14 protein-coding genes are annotated in these 17,343 nt (G+C 60.4%); 12 read left to right on the forward strand and 2 right to left on the reverse strand.

Annotated elements, in window-relative coordinates:
* The first annotated feature begins 210 nt into the window (after positions 1 to 210).
* Positions 211 to 537 (forward strand): GYD domain-containing protein, encoded by a 327-nt coding sequence (locus tag A3AY_RS0113520; protein WP_018326199.1) that lies wholly within the window; start codon positions 211 to 213, stop codon positions 535 to 537.
* 368 nt (positions 538 to 905) lie between these two features.
* Here the strand turns inward: A3AY_RS0113520 and A3AY_RS0113525 are convergent, their stop codons facing one another.
* The gene (locus A3AY_RS0113525) at positions 906 to 1,790 is read right to left on the reverse strand and encodes a helix-turn-helix domain-containing protein (protein WP_040668676.1); all 885 of its coding nucleotides are present in this window, start codon (positions 1,788 to 1,790) and stop codon (positions 906 to 908) included.
* Between the two features lie 388 nt (positions 1,791 to 2,178).
* Here A3AY_RS0113525 and A3AY_RS0113535 point away from each other — a divergent pair, with 388 nt between their 5' ends.
* Positions 2,179 to 4,182: an aldo/keto reductase gene (locus A3AY_RS0113535; RefSeq protein WP_018326202.1), complete on the forward strand. Its 2,004-nt coding sequence runs from the start codon at positions 2,179 to 2,181 to the stop codon at positions 4,180 to 4,182.
* A gap of 214 nt (positions 4,183 to 4,396) precedes the next feature.
* Here the strand turns inward: A3AY_RS0113535 and A3AY_RS0113540 are convergent, their stop codons facing one another.
* Complete coding sequence (locus A3AY_RS0113540; RefSeq protein ID WP_018326203.1) at positions 4,397 to 5,722, reverse strand: MFS transporter; 1,326 nt, start codon at positions 5,720 to 5,722, stop codon at positions 4,397 to 4,399.
* Between the two features lie 301 nt (positions 5,723 to 6,023).
* Here A3AY_RS0113540 and cyoA point away from each other — a divergent pair, with 301 nt between their 5' ends.
* From cyoA to A3AY_RS0113590, 10 genes are all read left to right on the forward strand, one after another.
* Positions 6,024 to 7,148, forward strand: a complete 1,125-nt coding sequence (gene cyoA / locus A3AY_RS35250; RefSeq protein WP_018326204.1) for a ubiquinol oxidase subunit II — start codon at positions 6,024 to 6,026, stop codon at positions 7,146 to 7,148.
* Between the two features lie 95 nt (positions 7,149 to 7,243).
* Positions 7,244 to 9,247 (forward strand): cytochrome o ubiquinol oxidase subunit I, encoded by a 2,004-nt coding sequence (gene cyoB, locus A3AY_RS0113550; RefSeq protein ID WP_018326205.1) that lies wholly within the window; start codon positions 7,244 to 7,246, stop codon positions 9,245 to 9,247.
* A 4-nt stretch (positions 9,248 to 9,251) separates the two neighbouring features.
* Positions 9,252 to 9,872 carry a cytochrome o ubiquinol oxidase subunit III gene (gene cyoC, locus A3AY_RS0113555; protein WP_018326206.1) on the forward strand — a complete coding sequence of 207 codons (621 nt, stop codon included), beginning with the start codon at positions 9,252 to 9,254 and terminating at the stop codon, positions 9,870 to 9,872.
* Positions 9,869 to 10,273: a cytochrome o ubiquinol oxidase subunit IV gene (gene cyoD / locus A3AY_RS0113560; protein WP_018326207.1), complete on the forward strand. Its 405-nt coding sequence runs from the start codon at positions 9,869 to 9,871 to the stop codon at positions 10,271 to 10,273. Before cyoC ends, cyoD begins: the two co-directional genes overlap by 4 nt.
* Positions 10,274 to 10,291: 18 nt before the next feature.
* Positions 10,292 to 11,041 (forward strand): SURF1 family protein, encoded by a 750-nt coding sequence (locus tag A3AY_RS0113565; RefSeq protein ID WP_018326208.1) that lies wholly within the window; start codon positions 10,292 to 10,294, stop codon positions 11,039 to 11,041.
* Between the two features lie 324 nt (positions 11,042 to 11,365).
* Positions 11,366 to 12,370: a LacI family DNA-binding transcriptional regulator gene (locus A3AY_RS0113570; RefSeq protein WP_018326209.1), complete on the forward strand. Its 1,005-nt coding sequence runs from the start codon at positions 11,366 to 11,368 to the stop codon at positions 12,368 to 12,370.
* A 37-nt stretch (positions 12,371 to 12,407) separates the two neighbouring features.
* On the forward strand, positions 12,408 to 13,697 hold the full coding sequence (locus tag A3AY_RS0113575) for an ABC transporter substrate-binding protein (RefSeq protein WP_018326210.1): 1,290 nt from the start codon (positions 12,408 to 12,410) through the stop codon (positions 13,695 to 13,697).
* 94 nt (positions 13,698 to 13,791) lie between these two features.
* Positions 13,792 to 14,736 (forward strand): carbohydrate ABC transporter permease, encoded by a 945-nt coding sequence (locus A3AY_RS0113580; RefSeq protein ID WP_026203411.1) that lies wholly within the window; start codon positions 13,792 to 13,794, stop codon positions 14,734 to 14,736.
* Positions 14,729 to 15,622, forward strand: a complete 894-nt coding sequence (locus tag A3AY_RS0113585; RefSeq protein WP_018326212.1) for a carbohydrate ABC transporter permease — start codon at positions 14,729 to 14,731, stop codon at positions 15,620 to 15,622. Before A3AY_RS0113580 ends, A3AY_RS0113585 begins: the two co-directional genes overlap by 8 nt.
* 2 nt (positions 15,623 to 15,624) lie before the next feature.
* Positions 15,625 to 17,343: a GH32 C-terminal domain-containing protein gene (locus A3AY_RS0113590; protein ID WP_018326213.1), complete on the forward strand. Its 1,719-nt coding sequence runs from the start codon at positions 15,625 to 15,627 to the stop codon at positions 17,341 to 17,343.

The raw sequence follows: 17,343 nt of genomic DNA on the forward strand, positions 1-17,343 counted from the left end.
GTGAAACCTGCGCGCAGATCGCGACTGGACCCGAACGTCTCGCCAAGCGTGCCTCGCGCCAGGCTTGAGCGCCATTCGAGGGGGTGATGAAGCGATAAGGTTGAGGCCTCACGCATGACACGCCCGCATGGTGGAAATGACTCGCGTTCTTTCAAATTTGGGCGTTAGCTGCTGTATTCCCCTGGAGGAGGCTGATGGAGGAGGCTGACGATGGCCATGTATCTGACGCGCTTTAGCTACACGCCCGAGACTTGGGCGCGCATGATCGAAAACCCCGAGGATCGCCGGGACGCGGCACGTACTTACATTGAATCGGTCGGCGGCAAGCTGCACGGGTTCTGGTACGCATTTGGCGAACATGATGGTTGGAATTTGTGGGAGGCGCCCGACAATGTATCGATGGCGGCTGTCGCGCTCGCTATTGGCGCTGGTGGCGCTCTCAGCTCGTTTGAGACTACTGTCCTTCTTTCCGTCGAAGAGACGATGGAAGCTCTAGGACGGGCAAAGTCGGTTCGTTATCGTCCACCCGGAGGCTAGGGCCGGCCTATACTCGTCGATCGGCGTAATGTCTGCGAGAAGTAGACATCCTCTCGCTGGCGTCGGTCACGTAAACGGCGACGTCCAGCGACACCGAAGAATGGATCGAAGGAAAGCAGCGGGAGAGCAAAAGTGTCCGCTCTCAGAGATGCGATGTGGAACTCGCTGCAACAGCAGGCCGGCGACTTTGATCCGCGATTGGTGACCGAGAATGTGCATCGTCGAGGGCCCCGGCTGGTTTACCGCCGATTAGCTTTGGCAAAATCGGGCTGTTCTTCTGGTTCAGCCACGAGCAGGCCAGCTACCGGCTGCATGTCGCCGACAGCACCATCTCCTGGGCCGTCGGCTCGGCGCAAGGGGCCTGACGCTCACCTGATCGCGGCGCGAACGTCGCGACGGAAATCCGAAGGCGGCATGCCGGCGATCTGCCGGAAAGCCTTGTTGAAGGCACTCACCGAACCGAAACCGCTATCCAGCGCTACCTGCAGAATGCTGTCGTCGCCATTCATCAGCATGGCCTGCGCCCGGGAAAGACGCAGCAGGGTCACGTATTTGATCAGCGTCATGCCCGTCGACCTGCGAAACAGGTTCATGGCGTATTTGGGATGCAATCCCGCCGCTGCGGCGATATCGATCGTATCGATCTCCTCGAGATAATTGCCGGCGATGAAATCGCACATGCGCTCGACGCCGAGCGATGGCGAAGTCGAGGCGTTCTCGGCCTTGCACTCCTTGCCGGACGAAACGATCGTGTACGGCTCCATGAACATTCGTTCGACGCGGAGCAGCAGTTCTTCCACGGCGTGCCTGGCCTTTGCCTCGTCTCCGGAACTGGCCCAGTTCCGCCAGCGCGGGAAGTTCCGGTCGTCGGCACAATCGGTCTCGGATGTCAGCATCGTCGCACCGCCCATGAGCATCGCCGAGATGGCCGGCGGCAGCCGCATGCGGAAGAAATGAACCAGCGGCAGATGCGCGCCGGCGTAGAGGGAATCGTCGGAGGATTCGACCATCCTATGCGGCTGCCCGCCCCAGAACAGGCATATCTGCCCGGCGTGGAGCCTGAGATCATGGCCGGCCATGCGGTAATGCACCGAGCCGCGCATCATGTAGTTGACTTCGACCTGCGCATGCCAATGCGCCCGCAGCATGATCGGGGGATGGGCGTGGAAGAAGTGCAGTCGGGTCGGCATGCCCTCGATGCTGGTTGCCCCCGGCTGGCAGATCGCTCCATCGACCATCTTACTTTCCGCCAAATCCACATTCCCTTTGTACGAGACAGATTTTCGCCCGGTGATAACGTGCCCCTGTCCGCCGAAGGACTACAATTGAAAATGGGAGGTTTTCAATGTGCTTCAACTATTTTGTGGCCAGGCCCGATCGCCAGGGCGGCCCCGCCAGCCGGTTCGTCGCGTCGCCGCCAACCTTCCGGCAGGCAGTGCGCAGGGAAGCCGACCGCTGCGCGTGGTTGCCTAGAAGCGCCTCTGCCTCTGTCACCGTTAAGGCAAACTGCTGACCAACCGAGGCGGGGCCGCGCCGGCCGCGCCCGTAAGCCTCCCCGGCCGTGCTGCTTTCCATTCGATGCCGGAGGCAAGCAGCTGCGCTCTTCAACTCAAGTTCCGGATGAATAAATAAGGATACTCCATGAGCTCTGAACAACCGATCCGATGGGGCATCATCGGCCCCGGCACCATTGCCCGCACATTCGCAGACGGCGTTGCCCATTCCGCGACGGGACGCCTGGTGGCCATCGCTACCCGCAATCCGGACAGGCCCGGCCTCGGCGAGGGTTTCCCGGAAGCGCGCATCGTGAAGGGTTACGATACGCTTCTCGCAGATCCGGAGATCGACGCGGTTTACATAGCCACGCCGCACACCAGCCATGCCGAATGGGCGATCAAGGCGGTACGGGCCGGCAAGCATGTGCTGGTCGAAAAGCCGATGGCGCTGTCAGCGTTTGATGCGCAATCGATCTTCCACGAGGCGACAAAGGCCGGCGTCTTCGCCGGCGAAGCCTATATGTACAGGTTTCATCCGCAAACGGCCCGCCTCGTCGAACTGGTGCGAGAGGGGACGATCGGCGACGTGCGGATTATCCGCTCGAGTTTCGGATTCGACATGGGGGGCTATCGCCCCGAGCACCGTCTCTTTGCCAATGATCTCGCCGGCGGCGGCATTCTCGATGTCGGCGGCTACCCGGTGTCGATGGTGTGCATGCTCGCCGGTGTTGCCGAGAACAAGCCTTTCCTCGAACCGCTGACTGTATCCGGCGCCGCCCGTCTGGGGCCGTCCGGCGTCGACGAGTGGGCATCGGCCGTCCTCAAGTTCCCCAACGATATCGTCGCGGAGGTGTCCTGCTCGATCATGGCACAGCAGGACAACGTGCTGCGCATCATCGGCTCGCAAGGCCGCATCGAGGTGAAGGACTTCTGGTTCGCCTCCGGCAAGCAGGGCGGGGTAGGGCGCATCGAAATCATCAGGGGCGATGGACAGCAATCAATCGAGGTCGAGGAGAAGCGCTACCTCTACTCGTTCGAGGTCGACGCGGTGGGCAACGCGATCCGTGCTGGCCGCACCGAGTTCACCTTCCCCGGCATGAGCGCCGAAGAGACGCAGGCCAATCTGCGCGTGCTCGATCGGTGGCGCGCGTCCGTTGGTCTCGAGTACGGTATCGAGACGGCCGCCAGGCGGACCGTCAACGTGGCGGGCGCCGCAGTCGTCGCCGGCACAAGCGTGCCCAGACGACAGATCCCCGGCCTGACAAAGCCGGCCTCCACGGTCGCGCTGGGCTTCGAGTTTTTTCCGAGCTTCGCCTCCGCCTCGCTGACGCTCGATGCCTTCTACGAGGCAGGTGGAAACCTGTTCGACACCGCATTCGTCTACGGCGCCGGCAAGACCGAAAGCATTTTCGGCGACTGGTCTAAGAGCCGCGGTGTGAACCGCGAGGACATCGTCCTGATCGGCAAGGGCGCCCACTCGCCACTCTGCTATCCGGACGTGATTGCCAAACAGCTGGACCAGTCGCTGGAGCGGCTGAAGACGGATTATGTTGATGTCTACTTCATGCATCGCGACAATCCGGACATCCCGGTCGGCGAATTCGTCGATGCGATGGACGCCGAGGTCCGGCGCGGGCGTATCCGGGGTATCTTCGGCGGATCCAACTGGACGCGCGAACGTATGGACGAGGCCACCGCCTATGCCGGGAAAAACGGCAAGACGCCTCCGGCGGCCCTGTCCAACAACTTCTCGTTGGCGCAGATGCTCGACCCGATCTGGCCCGGCTGCGTCGCAGCGTCAGACGACGGCTGGAAAGTCTGGCTGAAGGAGCGGCAAATTCCCAACTTCGCCTGGTCGAGCCAAGGGAGGGGCTTCTTCACCCACAGGGCAGGGCGAGACAAGCGTGACGACGCGGAAATCGTGCGGGTCTGGTATTCCGACCGCAATTTCGACCGCCGCGACCGCGCAATCGAACTCGCCAGGCGGCATGGTTGCAGCCCGATCCACATCGCCCTTGCCTATGTCATCGCGCAGCCGTTCCCGATCATCCCGCTCGTCGGTCCGCGAACGGTGGCGGAACTGGAAGACAGTCTCAAAGCGATTGAGATCACGCTTACTCCGGACGAGGTGCGCTGGCTGGAAGGCTGATCGATCGGGCTGAGCGCACTGTTATTGCTGGCTGGCTGCGCCTCGTCGCTATCGAGGCGTTCCCGCGCCAGCAAATCGGATAGCTGCATGACCTTGAAGTTGCAGCACTCATCCAGGAGAGCCGGCCCTGGTTTTCTGCATCGCGACGCGATGCCGCAATGCGCGAGCGGCAGGTGTACTGCCGCGCGACTCGATGGCTGCACCGGACAACGCGCTAGTACTGGTCGAGTGCCCGGGTGAGGCTCAGAGCCGCCAATGTGCAGATGGCGCCGGAAATCAGGTAGCCGCCGATGAAGACGATCCCGAAGCTGGTGGCAAGGCCGAGCGCCACCAGGGGCGCAAAACCGGCGCCCAGGAGCCAGGCGAGGTCCGAGGTGAGCGCTGCACCGGTATAGCGGTAGTATTGCGTGAAGCGCGACGACACGGCGCCGGATGATTGGCCGAAGGTGAGGCCGAGGATGGCAAAGCCGATCAGGATATAGGCATCCTGCCCCTTGCCGCCGGCATCGAGGAGGAACGGTGCCGAGAAGCTGAAGATCGCAATCAGGATCGCGCCGACCATCAACTGCCTGCGACGGCCAATCCTGTCGGCAATCACGCCGGAGAGCACGATGCTCATGGCGCCGACTGCCGCACCGGCGACCTGCACCCACAGGAACTCGGCTGCCGACTGCCCGCCATTGAGGATGATCCAGCTCAACGGGAAGATAGTGACGAGGTGGAACATCGCGAAGCTCGCCAGGGGTACGAAGGCGCCGAGTACGACGTCGATGCTGTGCTTGCTCAGCATCTCGAAGATAGGCCGCGCCTGCAATTCCTGGGCATCCATGGCGGCGCCGAATTCCTTGCTGGCGACGATGCGCAGGCGGGCGAAGAGCGCAACCACATTGATCGCGAAAGCGACGAAGAAGGGATAGCGCCAGCCCCACTCGAGGAAATCGGCCTCCGAAAGACTATTGACGAAGTAGCCGAAGAGAATGCTCGCCAGCGCAAAGCCAATGGGCGCACCGAGCTGGGGGATCATCGCATACCAGCCGCGATGATTTGGCGGTGCGCTGAGGTTCAGCAGGGATGCGAGGCCGTCCCATGCGCCGCCAAGCGCAAACCCTTGCCCCAGCCGGAAGAGCGCCAGAAGAGCCACTGCCCAGTAGCCGATCGTCGCGTAGCCCGGCAGGAACGCGATTGATGCCGTCGAGCCGCCGAGGATCACCAGCGCGACCGTCAGCTTCGTCCCGCGTCCGTAGTTGCGGTCGATCCACATGAAGACAAAGGAGCCGACCGGGCGCGCGAGAAAGGCCAGCGGAAACAGTGCGAAGGACATCAGCGTCGCGGCCACCGGATTGGGCGCGAACGAGAAGATCAGCTTCGGGAAGACGAGAATGGAGCCAAGGCCGTAGACGAAGAAGTCGAAGAACTCCGACGTTCTGCCGATCACCACGCCGATGGCGATGCTGCCCGGCGACAACGGCTTGTTGTCGTCATGGATGCGGCGGGCATCCCGTTCAAGACCAGTGGATGTGGGGTTGACGGCCGAACTCATGAACTTCTCCGAGCGATGTGCGCCATGTCCGAGTGTTGACTAATCGACGCCCAATATCAAGAATTACGCAAAACGTTCGAATTCCGCGAAGGTTGCGACGCCGACACCTATCGGCCTGCGCCAGAGCAAGCACGGCGAGAGACCGATAAGGCCCAATGCGCTAGTACAAATCTGGAGCGGCGGATAGCCGAAAATCGCTACCGCACTGCGACAGAATGCTGCGCTGCGACGAAGCACCTCATTCCCAAGCGCGACCGCGCCTGGTTATTGCCATCCAAACAGAACGCAAGTTGAGCCCGAAATGCCGACGCAATTCAGTTTCGCCCGAATACCGATCATGCTTTTGCTCATGCTGCCGACCCTCACCGGATGCAACATGGTCGTCATGTCGCCCTCCGGGGAGATCGCCGCGCAGCAAAGGGACCTGATCGTCATTTCGACGATCCTGATGCTGATCATCATCGTGCCCGTCGTCTGCCTGACGCTCTATTTCGCCTGGCACTATCGTCAGTCCAACAAGGCCGCCAAATACGACCCGGAGTGGCATCACTCCACCGGGCTCGAGGTGGTCATCTGGTCCGCGCCGCTGGCGATCATCATTGCGCTCGGCGCCGTGACATGGGTCAGTACCCACAAGCTCGATCCCTACCGGCCGCTCGACCGGATCGACGCCGCGCGGCCGCTCGCGGCCGAGGTAAAGCCGCTGAGCGTCGAGGTCGTGGCGCTCGACTGGAAATGGCTCTTCTTCTATCCGGATTACGGTATTGCGACGGTCAACGAGCTGGCCGCCCCGGTCGACGTGCCGATCAACTTCAAGATCACCGCCTCCTCGGTGATGAATTCGTTTTACGTGCCCGCACTGGCTGGCATGATCTATGCAATGCCAGGAATGCAGACCAGGCTGCATGCGGTCATCAATGAGGCAGGGGAATACGAGGGCCTGTCATCGAACTATAGCGGCGACGGCTTCTCCCATATGCGTTTCAAGTTCCACGGGCTGGATCAGGCGGGCTTTGATGAATGGGTCGCCCGGGTGAAGCAGGGCGGCACGATGCTCAATCGCGACACCTATCTGAAACTCGAGAAGCCAAGCATCAAGGAGCCCGTTCGCTATTATGCTTCCGTCGAGAACGGGCTCTATGACGCCGTGCTCAACATGTGTGTGCGGGCCGGACAGATGTGCATGAAGGACATGATGCACATCGACATGATGGGCGGCGCGGGCACCGACAGCCATGAAAACCGGGCCAAGCTTGAGCATGACAACCGCCACGCCGGCGGCGGCAGCAACGGCGGCGAGGCCGCGCCCGGAGCTACCTTCCCGGAAACCGGCAACCCGTCGCGGAGCGAAGAGCCGGCCGAGGGCGTCGAGGACCGGCAGGTGGAGCCGGAAACGATGAACCACGACATGCATAAGATGCACTAGGACCGCGTGCCGGCGGCACTGGACGATCCTGTGCCACGGACGTGCAAGGCCCTGAATAGCCCTTGGGCCGTATTTCGAGAGATTTGGACGACACAATGTTCGGTGAAACCAGTTTGACTCAGTTCATCTTCGGGCGGCTGTCCTTTGAAGCGATCCCCTACCACGAGCCCATCCTCGTCGCGACTTTTGCGGTCGTCGCGCTGGGCGGCATCGCGATGCTCGCGCTGATCACCAAATTCAAGCTCTGGGGCTATCTCTGGAGCGAGTGGTTCACCAGCGTCGACCACAAGAAGATCGGTATCATGTATGTGATACTGGCGCTGGTCATGCTGATGCGCGGCTTTGCCGATGCGATCATGATGCGCATCCAGCAGGCGATCGCCTTCAACGGCAACGAGGGGTACCTCAACCCCCACCACTACGACCAGATTTTCACGGCCCATGGCGTGATCATGATCTTCTTCATGGCGATGCCGTTCGTGACCGGTCTCATGAATTACGTTGTGCCGTTGCAGATCGGTGCCCGCGACGTCTCCTTCCCCTTCCTCAACAACTTTTCCTTCTGGATGACGACGGCCGGCGCTGTCATCATCATGCTGTCGCTCTTCGTGGGGGAATTTGCGCGCACCGGCTGGCTTGCCTATCCGCCGCTTTCGGGCGCAGACTACAGTCCCGGCGTCGGAGTCGACTATTACATATGGGGCCTGCAGGTGGCCGGTGTCGGCACAACGCTGTCCGGCATCAACCTGATCGCCACGATCGTCAAGATGCGGGCTCCCGGCATGACCTTCATGAAGATGCCGGTCTTCACCTGGACGTCGCTGTGCACCAACATCCTGATCGTTGCGACGTTTCCGATCCTGACCGCCACGCTCGCGCTTTTGTCGCTCGACCGCTATGTGGGGACAAATTTCTTCACCAACGACCTTGGCGGTAATCCGATGATGTATATCAACCTCATCTGGATATGGGGCCACCCGGAAGTCTACATCCTCGTCCTGCCGGCCTTCGGCATCTTCTCCGAGGTCGTGGCGACCTTCTGCGGCAAGCGCCTCTTCGGCTACGCCTCGATGGTCTACGCAACCTGCGTGATCATGATCCTGTCCTATATTGTCTGGCTGCATCACTTCTTCACGATGGGTTCGGGCGCCTCGGTCAACGCCTTCTTCGGCATCACCACGATGATCATCTCGATCCCGACGGGCGCCAAGATGTTCAACTGGCTCTTCACCATGTATCGCGGACGGATCCGCTACGAAGTGCCCATGCTGTGGACCGTCGGCTTCATGGTCACATTCGTCATCGGCGGCATGACCGGCGTCATGCTGGCCATTCCGCCGGCCGACTTCGTGCTGCACAATTCGTTGTTCCTCATCGCCCACTTCCACAACGTCATCATCGGCGGCGTGGTGTTCGGGCTGATGGCCGGCCTTGTCTACTGGTGGCCGAAGGCCTTCGGCTACAAGCTCGATCCGTTCTGGGGCAAGATGAGCTTCTGGTTCTGGCAGATCGGCTTCTTCTTCGCCTTCATGCCGCTCTATGTGCTCGGGCTGATGGGTGTCACCCGGCGTGTCAGCCAGTTTGAAGACCCTTCGCTGCAGATCTGGTTCGTCATCGCCGCGTTTGGAGCGTTTCTGATCGCGCTCGGCATCGCCTCCTTTGTCATCCAGATCATCGTCAGCTACCTGAGGCGCGATCTCTTGCGCGAGACGAGCGGTGATGCCTGGGACGGCCGCACGCTGGAATGGTCGACCTCCTCGCCGCCGCCGGAATACAACTTCGCCTTTACGCCGGTCGTGCACGATCACGACAGCTGGTACGACATGAAGAGCCGTGGCTACGAGCGCCCGCTCGCCGGTTTCAAGCCAATCCACATGCCGAAAAACACGGGCACAGGCGTCGTCCTGGCGGGGATCAGCGTCGTGCTCGCCTTCGCACTGATCTGGTACATCTGGTGGCTGGCGGCCCTTTCCTTCATCGCCATCGTTGCCGTCTCGATCGGCCATACCTTCAACTATCAGCGCGATTTCTTCATCCCTGCCGACACCGTCGCGGCGACGGAGGACGCGCGCTCCAAGCTGCTCGCAGAACGGACCTGAGACGATGAGCGAGACCCAAGTCAAAGAGAACCAGGCGCCGCAGTTCTACCTGACGGAAGATCATCATCCGGAAAACAGCACCATGCTGGGTTTCTGGCTCTATCTGATGAGCGACTGCCTGATCTTCGCCGTGTTGTTTGCGACGCATGGCGTACTCGGCCGCAACTATGCCGCGGGGCCTTCGCCGGCCGATCTGTTCGATCTCAAGATCGTCGCGCTCAACACCGCCATGCTGCTGTTCTCGTCCATCACCTATGGCTTTGCCATGCTGCAGATGGAGCGCAACGCCAGGATGGAAACCCTCTTCTGGCTCGGTGTCACCGGCGTGTTCGGGGCGGTGTTCCTGGCGCTGGAACTCTACGAATTCTACCACCTGATCCTGGAGGGAGCCGGTCCGACGCGTTCGGCCTTCCTATCGTCGTTCTTCACTTTGGTCGGCACGCACGGCCTGCACGTGACCTTCGGCATGATCTGGCTCGTCACACTCATGGTGCAGGTCAAGAAGCACGGGCTGATCACGGAAAATCGACGCCGGCTGATGTGCCTGTCGATGTTCTGGCACTTCCTTGACGTCATCTGGATCGGCGTCTTTTCCTTCGTCTACCTGCTGGGAGCTCTCGTATGAGTGCGCATCCTCTGCCTTCCCACGAAAGCGCGTCGGAAACGCATCACGCGCACAGCCATGGACACGGAGCCGGCCATGGGTCCCTGAAAAGCTATCTGATCGGCTTCGTGCTCGCCGCGATCCTGACCGCGATCCCGTTCTGGCTGGTCATGGATGGCGTCTTGGACAGCAAGCTGGCGACGGCCGTGCTGGTGATGGGCATCGGTGCCGTACAGATCGTCGTCCACATGGTCTACTTCCTGCACATGAACCCGCGTTCGGAGGGCGGCTGGACGTTGATGGCGCTGATCTTCACCCTCGTTATCGTCGGCATCGCGCTTGCGGGTTCGCTCTGGGTCATGCATCACCTCAACACGAACATGATGCCGATGACGCAGGACATGATGAAGAACATGCCCTGACGGCGGAACACCGCGACCATGAGCATCGATCAACATCGAGGAAAGGCGGCGTCCAGCGGTTCATCCTTGCGTTCGCGCCTTGTGCTCATGGGCGCGATGCTGCTGCTGGTCGTCGTTTTCGCAGGCCTTGGAAGCTGGCAGGTCCAGCGCCTTTTCTGGAAGCTTGATCTCATCGCGCGGGTCGATGCACGCGTCCAGACGCAGGCGGTGCCTGCGCCGTCTCGCGCCGAATGGGAGGCTGTCGGCGCACAGAAGGACGAATACCGCCGTGTAACGGTGACAGGAGATTTCGAGCACGACAAGACGGTTCTGGTGCAGGCGGTGACGGAGCGGGGTGCCGGCTTCTGGGTGCTGACCCCCATGCGCCGGCAAGACGGGTCGACCGTGCTGATCAATCGTGGCTTCGTGCCGGCGGATCGTCGCGACGCATCTGACCGCGCGCAGGGCAATATTGCGGGAGCCGTCGAGGTCACAGGGCTCCTGCGCATGAGCGAGCCGGGCGGCGCTTTCCTGCGTTCCAACGACCCTGCAAACGACCGATGGTTCTCGCGCGACGTCGCCGCCATCGCTGCATCGAAAGGCCTAGCTGATGTCGCACCATACTTCGTCGATGCGGATGCGACGCCTGTTCCCGGCGGCCTGCCGATCGGCGGCCTGACGAACGTCCGCTTTCGCAACAGTCACCTCGTCTATGCGCTAACCTGGTATGCCCTGGCGATGATGAGCACGGCAGGTGCCAGTCTTGTATATTTTCGGCGGGCTGCCTAGGCGCGTTGGGAAATAATCAAATTGCGTTGATCAGGTTATAAGTGCCGCCCGCCTTGATGCTCTTCAACACTTCATTCAAGCGCGCAAGTCGCTCCTTTCATCCAGAGGGGCATTTTTATGTCAAAGCAGCCTTTTGATGCCGATGGCGGCACATCGACTGGGATCCTGCCGTCACATTCTCGCTGATGAATTGGCATTCGAGCTTACCTACCACGCAGAGGGCATCGGTAATATCTTTCGAAGGATCGAGCGCCACCGCGCGCCCATTGACGCACAATCAAGCCGATGATATCAATGTGAGTAATCGATAACCCAAAGAGCTTCATGACCATATCGCTTAATGACATCGCCGAACGTGCAGGCGTCTCAGTCAAGACGGTGTCGGGCGCATTGCATGGCGGCTCGGCACGAATGTCCGACGACACACGTCTGCGCATCAGGGAAATCGCCGAGGAGCTCGGCTACGTCACCAATTTCGCTGCCCGAAGCATGCGGCAGGGCTGGATGCCGCTCATCGGCGTCATCGCCGATGAACTGGTGACCTCCCCCTTCGCCACCGGGATCATCGGTGGGCTGGATAGTGGCGCACGCGCGTCCGATATGGCCGTCTTCGCTATGACGCTCAGCGGGCGCAGAACGGTAGCTTCGGTGCTGGAGGAAATGCACCGGTTCCGCCCGCGTGCGGTGGCCTACGCTGCGATGTACCATAAGCGGGTGGAGTTGCCTGCGGAGTTTGCCGAGACCGTCGGCGTGATGATCAATTGCCGCGAGGCGAACGACCGTGTGACATCCCTGGTGCCGGATGAGGCTGGTGCTGCCCTTGAGATGACGAACTATCTGCTGAATGCCGGCCGGAGGAATATCGCCTACATCAATCTCCCGGGCCTTCTTGCAAGCGAACTCCGCGAGATTGGCTTCAGGCAAGCGCTCGATCAGGGTGGCTTCAATGGAGCCAATGCAACCGTTCTGCCCGCGGTCAATCGAGCGATCTATAGCGATCGCGCGCAGAGCCTCGTCCATTCGCACGTTCAGCAGCTGATGAGCGTTCCCCAGCGTCCCGACGCCATTCTGTGCGGGAACGATCGCGTTGCCATGGAGGTTTATGCCGCCTTGCGGCGTTGCGGCGCGACGATCCCTGATGATGTCGCGGTTGCGAGTTTTGACAATCAGGTTGAGATCGCGTCGCGTCTCGACCCACCGTTGACGACGATGGCGCTTCCGCATCGCGCCATGGGTCGAAAAGCTGCACAAATTCTGCTTGCCGAAGACCGGGCTCCGGTCGAAGTGAAGAAAATCCCGTTCCGGTTAGTGGAGCGGTTATCCGTTTAAGAGCAGGGCATTCCCATTTCAAATCGAGGAGGAATCAATGGGTAAACGTTTACTTTCATCTCTGATCCTGACGGCGGCCATGTCCGCCCTGGCCCACGCGGCCGACATGAAAGTCATCCACGTCATGCATCAGGGCGATCCCGCCGGCGTCGCGGCGATCGGCGCAGTTGCTAAAGCCTTCGAAGCCGAAAATCCCGACGTCAATGTCGAAACGATTTACGCGCCGCACGACGCTTACAACGAGAAGTTCAGCGCCGCCGTCATGGCGAAACAACTGCCCGACGTGATGGAACTCGATGCGCCGTTCCTCGCGAACTATGTCTGGTCGGGTTACCTCCAGCCGATCAAGCCGCTTATCGACAAGGATGTCCTCGATGACATGACGGACTCCAATATCGTCCAGGGCACTTATCCTGTCGACAAGGACCTCTATGCGATCGGGCTCACCGACTCCACGGTCGTCCTTTACGGGAACAGAAAATATCTTGAAGCAATCGGGGCGCGGATCCCAAAGTCTGTCGATGATGCCTGGACGCGCGAGGAATTCGAGGGCTATCTCGAACAACTTTCGAAGCTCGACGGTGTGAAGTGGCCGATCGACACCTTCCGCGGCTACGGCATCAAGACCGAATGGATCACCTATGCCTACGGCCCTATCCTGCAATCGGCCGGTTGCGATCTTATCGACCGGACAACATGGAAGTCGGCAGGCACGCTTGACAGCGAAGCTTGCGTCGATGCCATGACCATGATGCAGAAATGGGTGAAGAACGGCTGGGTCGTGCCGCAGTCGGCGGGGACCAATCAGTTCTACGCCGAGGGTCATCCGGCGGCGCTGGCCCTGGGCGGACATTGGTTTTACGCCGAGGCCGCCGCATCGATGAAGGACGACATTGTCGTTATGCCGCTTCCCAAGTTCGGCGCTAAGGGCGCGAGCCCGAACGGCACGTGGATCTGGGCGGTCACCGAGACCTCCGAACATCCTGACGTCGCCGGGAAGTTTGTGAGCTTCATGCTGAAGGACAGGGAGTACCGCAAGTTCGTCGCAAGCAAATCCGGTTACCCTGGCTTGAAGAGCTTTGCAGCCGAATCGCCGCTCTACGCCTCCGGGGGAGCGATGGCGATCGCTTACGAACAGGCGTCAAAGACGGCGATCGCGCGGCCGCCGTACCCGGCCTATCCAACCATTACGTCGGCCTTCATGCAGGCCGTCGACGAGGCCTTCAACGGCGGCGATCCCAAGGCAGCGCTTACGACCGCAGCCGAGAAGATCGACGAGGACATCGAGGACAACGACGGATATCCGCCCTTCGGTGATCAGCAGTAATCATGATTGAAGCCAGATGATCATCTTGCGATGCGGCCGCGGGTCCGCATCGCAACGGCCGTCGATTGACCTCAGGCTCGGAGAGGAGGACTTCGTGAACATGCAACAATCCACAGTGCCGTCACTGGCCAAGGGAAAGCGGCAAGCCCGCAACAAATCGCATAGGGGACGTCTGTTTCAGGAAGCCAGCATGCTGGCCCCTGCCGTGGTGCTGCTGACGCTCTTCCTGATCGTACCGTTCATCCTGTCCTTTTGGACGGCGATGACAAACCAGCCACTGGTGCCTCGTCCGACGCCCCTGCGCTTCATCTGGTTCACCAACTTCGTTCGCATCTTCCAGGACGATCTGTTCTGGACTGCGCTCTGGAATGTATCGCGCTTCGCCTTCTGGATTTTGCCGGTGCAATGCGGCCTTGCCTTCGCTACTGCCCTTTTGCTTCATCAGAAGATACCCTTCCGCAATCTTCTGCGCGGCATGTTCTTTCTTCCAGCGATCACGTCCATGGTGGTGGTTTGCGTGATCTGGGGCACGCTGTTCCAATATCCGACCGGTCCGTTCAACCAGATTCTCGGGTTCGTTTCGGCAGGATATATTCAGCCGATCGACTGGCTGGGTGATCCTGAATGGGCAATGTTCTCGATCGTGCTGTTGTCTGCCTGGCAGGCCTATGGTTTCCAAATGATCGTCTACCTCGCGGGGCTGCAGGGCATCCCGGATGAACTCTATGATGCCGCCCGAATCGACGGCGCTAACGCCTTCCAACGCTTCTGGCACGTGACCATGCCTGGTCTGCGTCCGACCCATGTCTTCGTTCTCGTCATCACGACGATCCAGGCCTTCAAGCTTTATACCCAGGTTGCGATTCTCACCCAGGGCGGGCCCAAGAGCAGCACCGAAACTGTGGTTCACTACATGGTGCGGGCCGGCTTCGAGGAGCAGAAAATGGGCTATGCCTCGGCCGTTTCGGTCATCCTGTTCGTGATTGTTCTGATCATCGCGCTTGTACAGCGCCAACTCTTGAGGCGTTTCGATGTCTGATATAGCGCTTTCGATATCGCGGCCGAACGAAAAGCCGGTCCGCTCCGCGGCAGGAGCCCTTCATACCATCCAGACCGTCTGTATCCTCATCGTCGCGCTGGTCATCGTCTCACCCCTGTTCCTGCTGGTCGTTGCCAGCCTCAAGGACGACCGCTTTCAAATCCTTGCCGACATGGGCAGCTTCCGGGCATTCTGGGTCTCCAACCCGACGCTCAACAACTTCAAGGAAGTCGGTCATTTTTCCGGCGAACTGGCTTTCGGCCGGTATCTGTTCAACTCGCTGCTCATCCTGTCGATCACCGTCTGTTCGGGCGTGATCGTCAACTCCATGGCCGGCTTCGTACTCGCATGGGGTTCGGTGAAAGGCCGGGCCACGATTCTGTCGATCGTGATCGCACTTTATGTCATCCCGCAGGAAAGCATCATCATGCCGCTCGTCATCATGGTATCGCGCGCCGGGATGACGGATACCTTTGCCGTGCAGATCGTGCCCTGGATCGCGAGCCCCCTATACATATTCCTCTTCTACCAGTTCTTCGCGCAACTGCCAAAGGAGCTGCTCGAAGCCGCCCAGATGGACGGCGCCTCCATCTTCAGAATCTATCGCTCGATATTCATGCCGCTTAGCCTTCCGGCAGTCGCCACCGTTTCGATTCTTACGGGTATCGAAACATGGAACCAGTATCTCTGGCCGATCCTCGTGACGCAAACGGACTACGCCCGGCCGATCGCTGTGGCAATCGCCACCTTCTTCGGCCAGGACAGCATCTATTGGGATCGCGCCATGGCGGCATCCGTGCTCATGATGATACCGATCCTCGGGCTCTACCTCGCTTTTCAACGCTGGTTCGTTAGCTCCTTCGTCGGTTCGGCGGTGAAGGGTTGACCATGATGCATCAGCTGACCGCTCCATCCGTCGAATACGCCCAGTCGACGATCTGCGCTGTCCTGCCTGCAGGAACAACGGCCCATATCTGGCTGAAGGCCCTGCAGGCGGAAACCCCTGCAAGCCTTTCCGCAACAGTGGGAGGCATCGAGATAGGTGTTGTTACGACCGACAACATCGAGGAATTCTCGTTTCGGACCCTGGCTTTCAGCCAGGGCGGCGAGACCACGCTGAGTTACGATCCATCGACGACCGAGCTCTCCATTGTTTATTGTTTTTCTAGGCAAACCGCCATGACCGACGGTGTCCGTGTTCTCTACACGCTACCGACCAACGCCATGCCCGACCTTCCGGGCAGCTATCACTTCCGTCCTCCCTTTGGCTGGATGAACGATCCAAACGGTTTCGGGCGCTTCGGCGAAAAGGTCCATCTGTTCTATCAGCACTATCCGCATACGCCGCGCTGGAATACCATGCATTGGGGGCATGCAGTTTCCGACGACTTTCTTCACTGGACCCATCTGCCAGTGTTCCTTTTTCCTCCCTCGGAGCTTTCAGCACGGGCCGATGGGCTTGGCGGGGCATATTCCGGTTCGGCAATAGCCTTGCCGGGGGAGCAGGACAGCGTCCGCATCTTCTTCACCGAACACGTGAAAGGCCGCCGGCCCGAAGAACAGATACAGTTCGCAATGAAGATCGAAGATATGATCAGTGCGGACGCCGCCGAACTGATCCTGCCGCATCGCCCGGAGGGCCTGGATTTGATGCTGGATTTCCGCGATCCTTACGTCTTTGAAGGGCCGGATGGACGCTGGAAGATGCTGCTGGGAAGTCGCGACCGCAGCGGGGGCGTTATCCTTCTGTATGAGACTGACGATCCGCAAGCTGCGGGAGGCTGGCGTTTCATCGGCGTTCTCCATCGCGAAGACCGGTTCAAGAAGAAACCGGCAGAATGCCCTTGCATGGTGCCGCTCGGCGGAGCGCCGGATGATCCGGATACACGATGGGCGCTGATCTTCGGCCTTTTGACCAGCCGGGACCTAGCGACCGGTCGGCACAATATCGCGATCGCCACGGTCGGCCGCTTCGACGGCATGAGCTTCGCGCCTGACTTCGAACAAGAGCTAGACTTCGGCACCGACGCATATGCTTTCCAGGCATTCGTCGATCGGTCCGGACCGGTTGGCATCGCCTGGCTCGCCAACTGGAGCGATGTGTCCAAGGACGCTGATATGCCGACGGCGATGACTTTGCCGCGCCGTCTGCTGCTTCGGGATGGTGCGCTTCTGACGCCGCCGGTCGATGCTGTCTTGACACTTCGCCAGAGCCCTATCGACACCGACGGACTTCTGGCCGGCGATACCGTCTGCCTCGGCAATGGAATGGTGGAAATCGTCCTGCATCTCTCCTCGGCCGGGAACGCCTTCCGGCTGGATTTCGAACATCCGGAGACCGAACTGTCGGTGCAACTCGACAGCGAGGGACTGAGCATCCCCTTCGCCCGAGCGGGGGATACGATATTTCCTCGCTACGTCGCGGCTGGCGCGCGCCCTTCGTCCATCCGCATCTTCCTCGACGCCGGTTCAATTGAAGTTTTTGCCGACGACGGCCGATGGACGGGAACGAAACGTCTTCCCGGCTTTGAGGGGGTGCGCGCGGCCCGCCTGGTCGCCCCGGACGGCAATGTCGCGGCGGCCACTATCTGGCAGCTCAAGCTTTAA

The sequence above is a fragment of the Rhizobium giardinii bv. giardinii H152 genome, assembly GCF_000379605.1.
In the GTDB taxonomy this organism is placed as follows: Bacteria; Pseudomonadota; Alphaproteobacteria; order Rhizobiales; family Rhizobiaceae; genus Pararhizobium; species Pararhizobium giardinii.

Bases quoted from the DNA above. Each gene is read 5' to 3' on its own strand.
- A3AY_RS0113535 (WP_018326202.1), top strand. From the start codon at position 2,179: ATGAGCTCTGAACAACCGATCCGATGGGGCATCATCGGCCCCGGCACC.
- A3AY_RS0113520 (WP_018326199.1), top strand. From the start codon at position 211: ATGGCCATGTATCTGACGCGCTTTAGCTACACGCCCGAGACTTGGGCG.
- A3AY_RS0113590 (WP_018326213.1), top strand. From the start codon at position 15,625: ATGATGCATCAGCTGACCGCTCCATCCGTCGAATACGCCCAGTCGACG.
- A3AY_RS0113570 (WP_018326209.1), top strand. From the start codon at position 11,366: ATGACCATATCGCTTAATGACATCGCCGAACGTGCAGGCGTCTCAGTC.
- A3AY_RS0113585 (WP_018326212.1), top strand. From the start codon at position 14,729: ATGTCTGATATAGCGCTTTCGATATCGCGGCCGAACGAAAAGCCGGTC.
- A3AY_RS0113575 (WP_018326210.1), top strand. From the start codon at position 12,408: ATGGGTAAACGTTTACTTTCATCTCTGATCCTGACGGCGGCCATGTCC.
- A3AY_RS0113540 (WP_018326203.1), bottom strand. From the start codon at position 5,722: ATGAGTTCGGCCGTCAACCCCACATCCACTGGTCTTGAACGGGATGCC.
- cyoB (WP_018326205.1), top strand. From the start codon at position 7,244: ATGTTCGGTGAAACCAGTTTGACTCAGTTCATCTTCGGGCGGCTGTCC.
- cyoC (WP_018326206.1), top strand. From the start codon at position 9,252: ATGAGCGAGACCCAAGTCAAAGAGAACCAGGCGCCGCAGTTCTACCTG.
- A3AY_RS0113565 (WP_018326208.1), top strand. From the start codon at position 10,292: ATGAGCATCGATCAACATCGAGGAAAGGCGGCGTCCAGCGGTTCATCC.
- cyoA (WP_018326204.1), top strand. From the start codon at position 6,024: ATGCCGACGCAATTCAGTTTCGCCCGAATACCGATCATGCTTTTGCTC.
- cyoD (WP_018326207.1), top strand. From the start codon at position 9,869: ATGAGTGCGCATCCTCTGCCTTCCCACGAAAGCGCGTCGGAAACGCAT.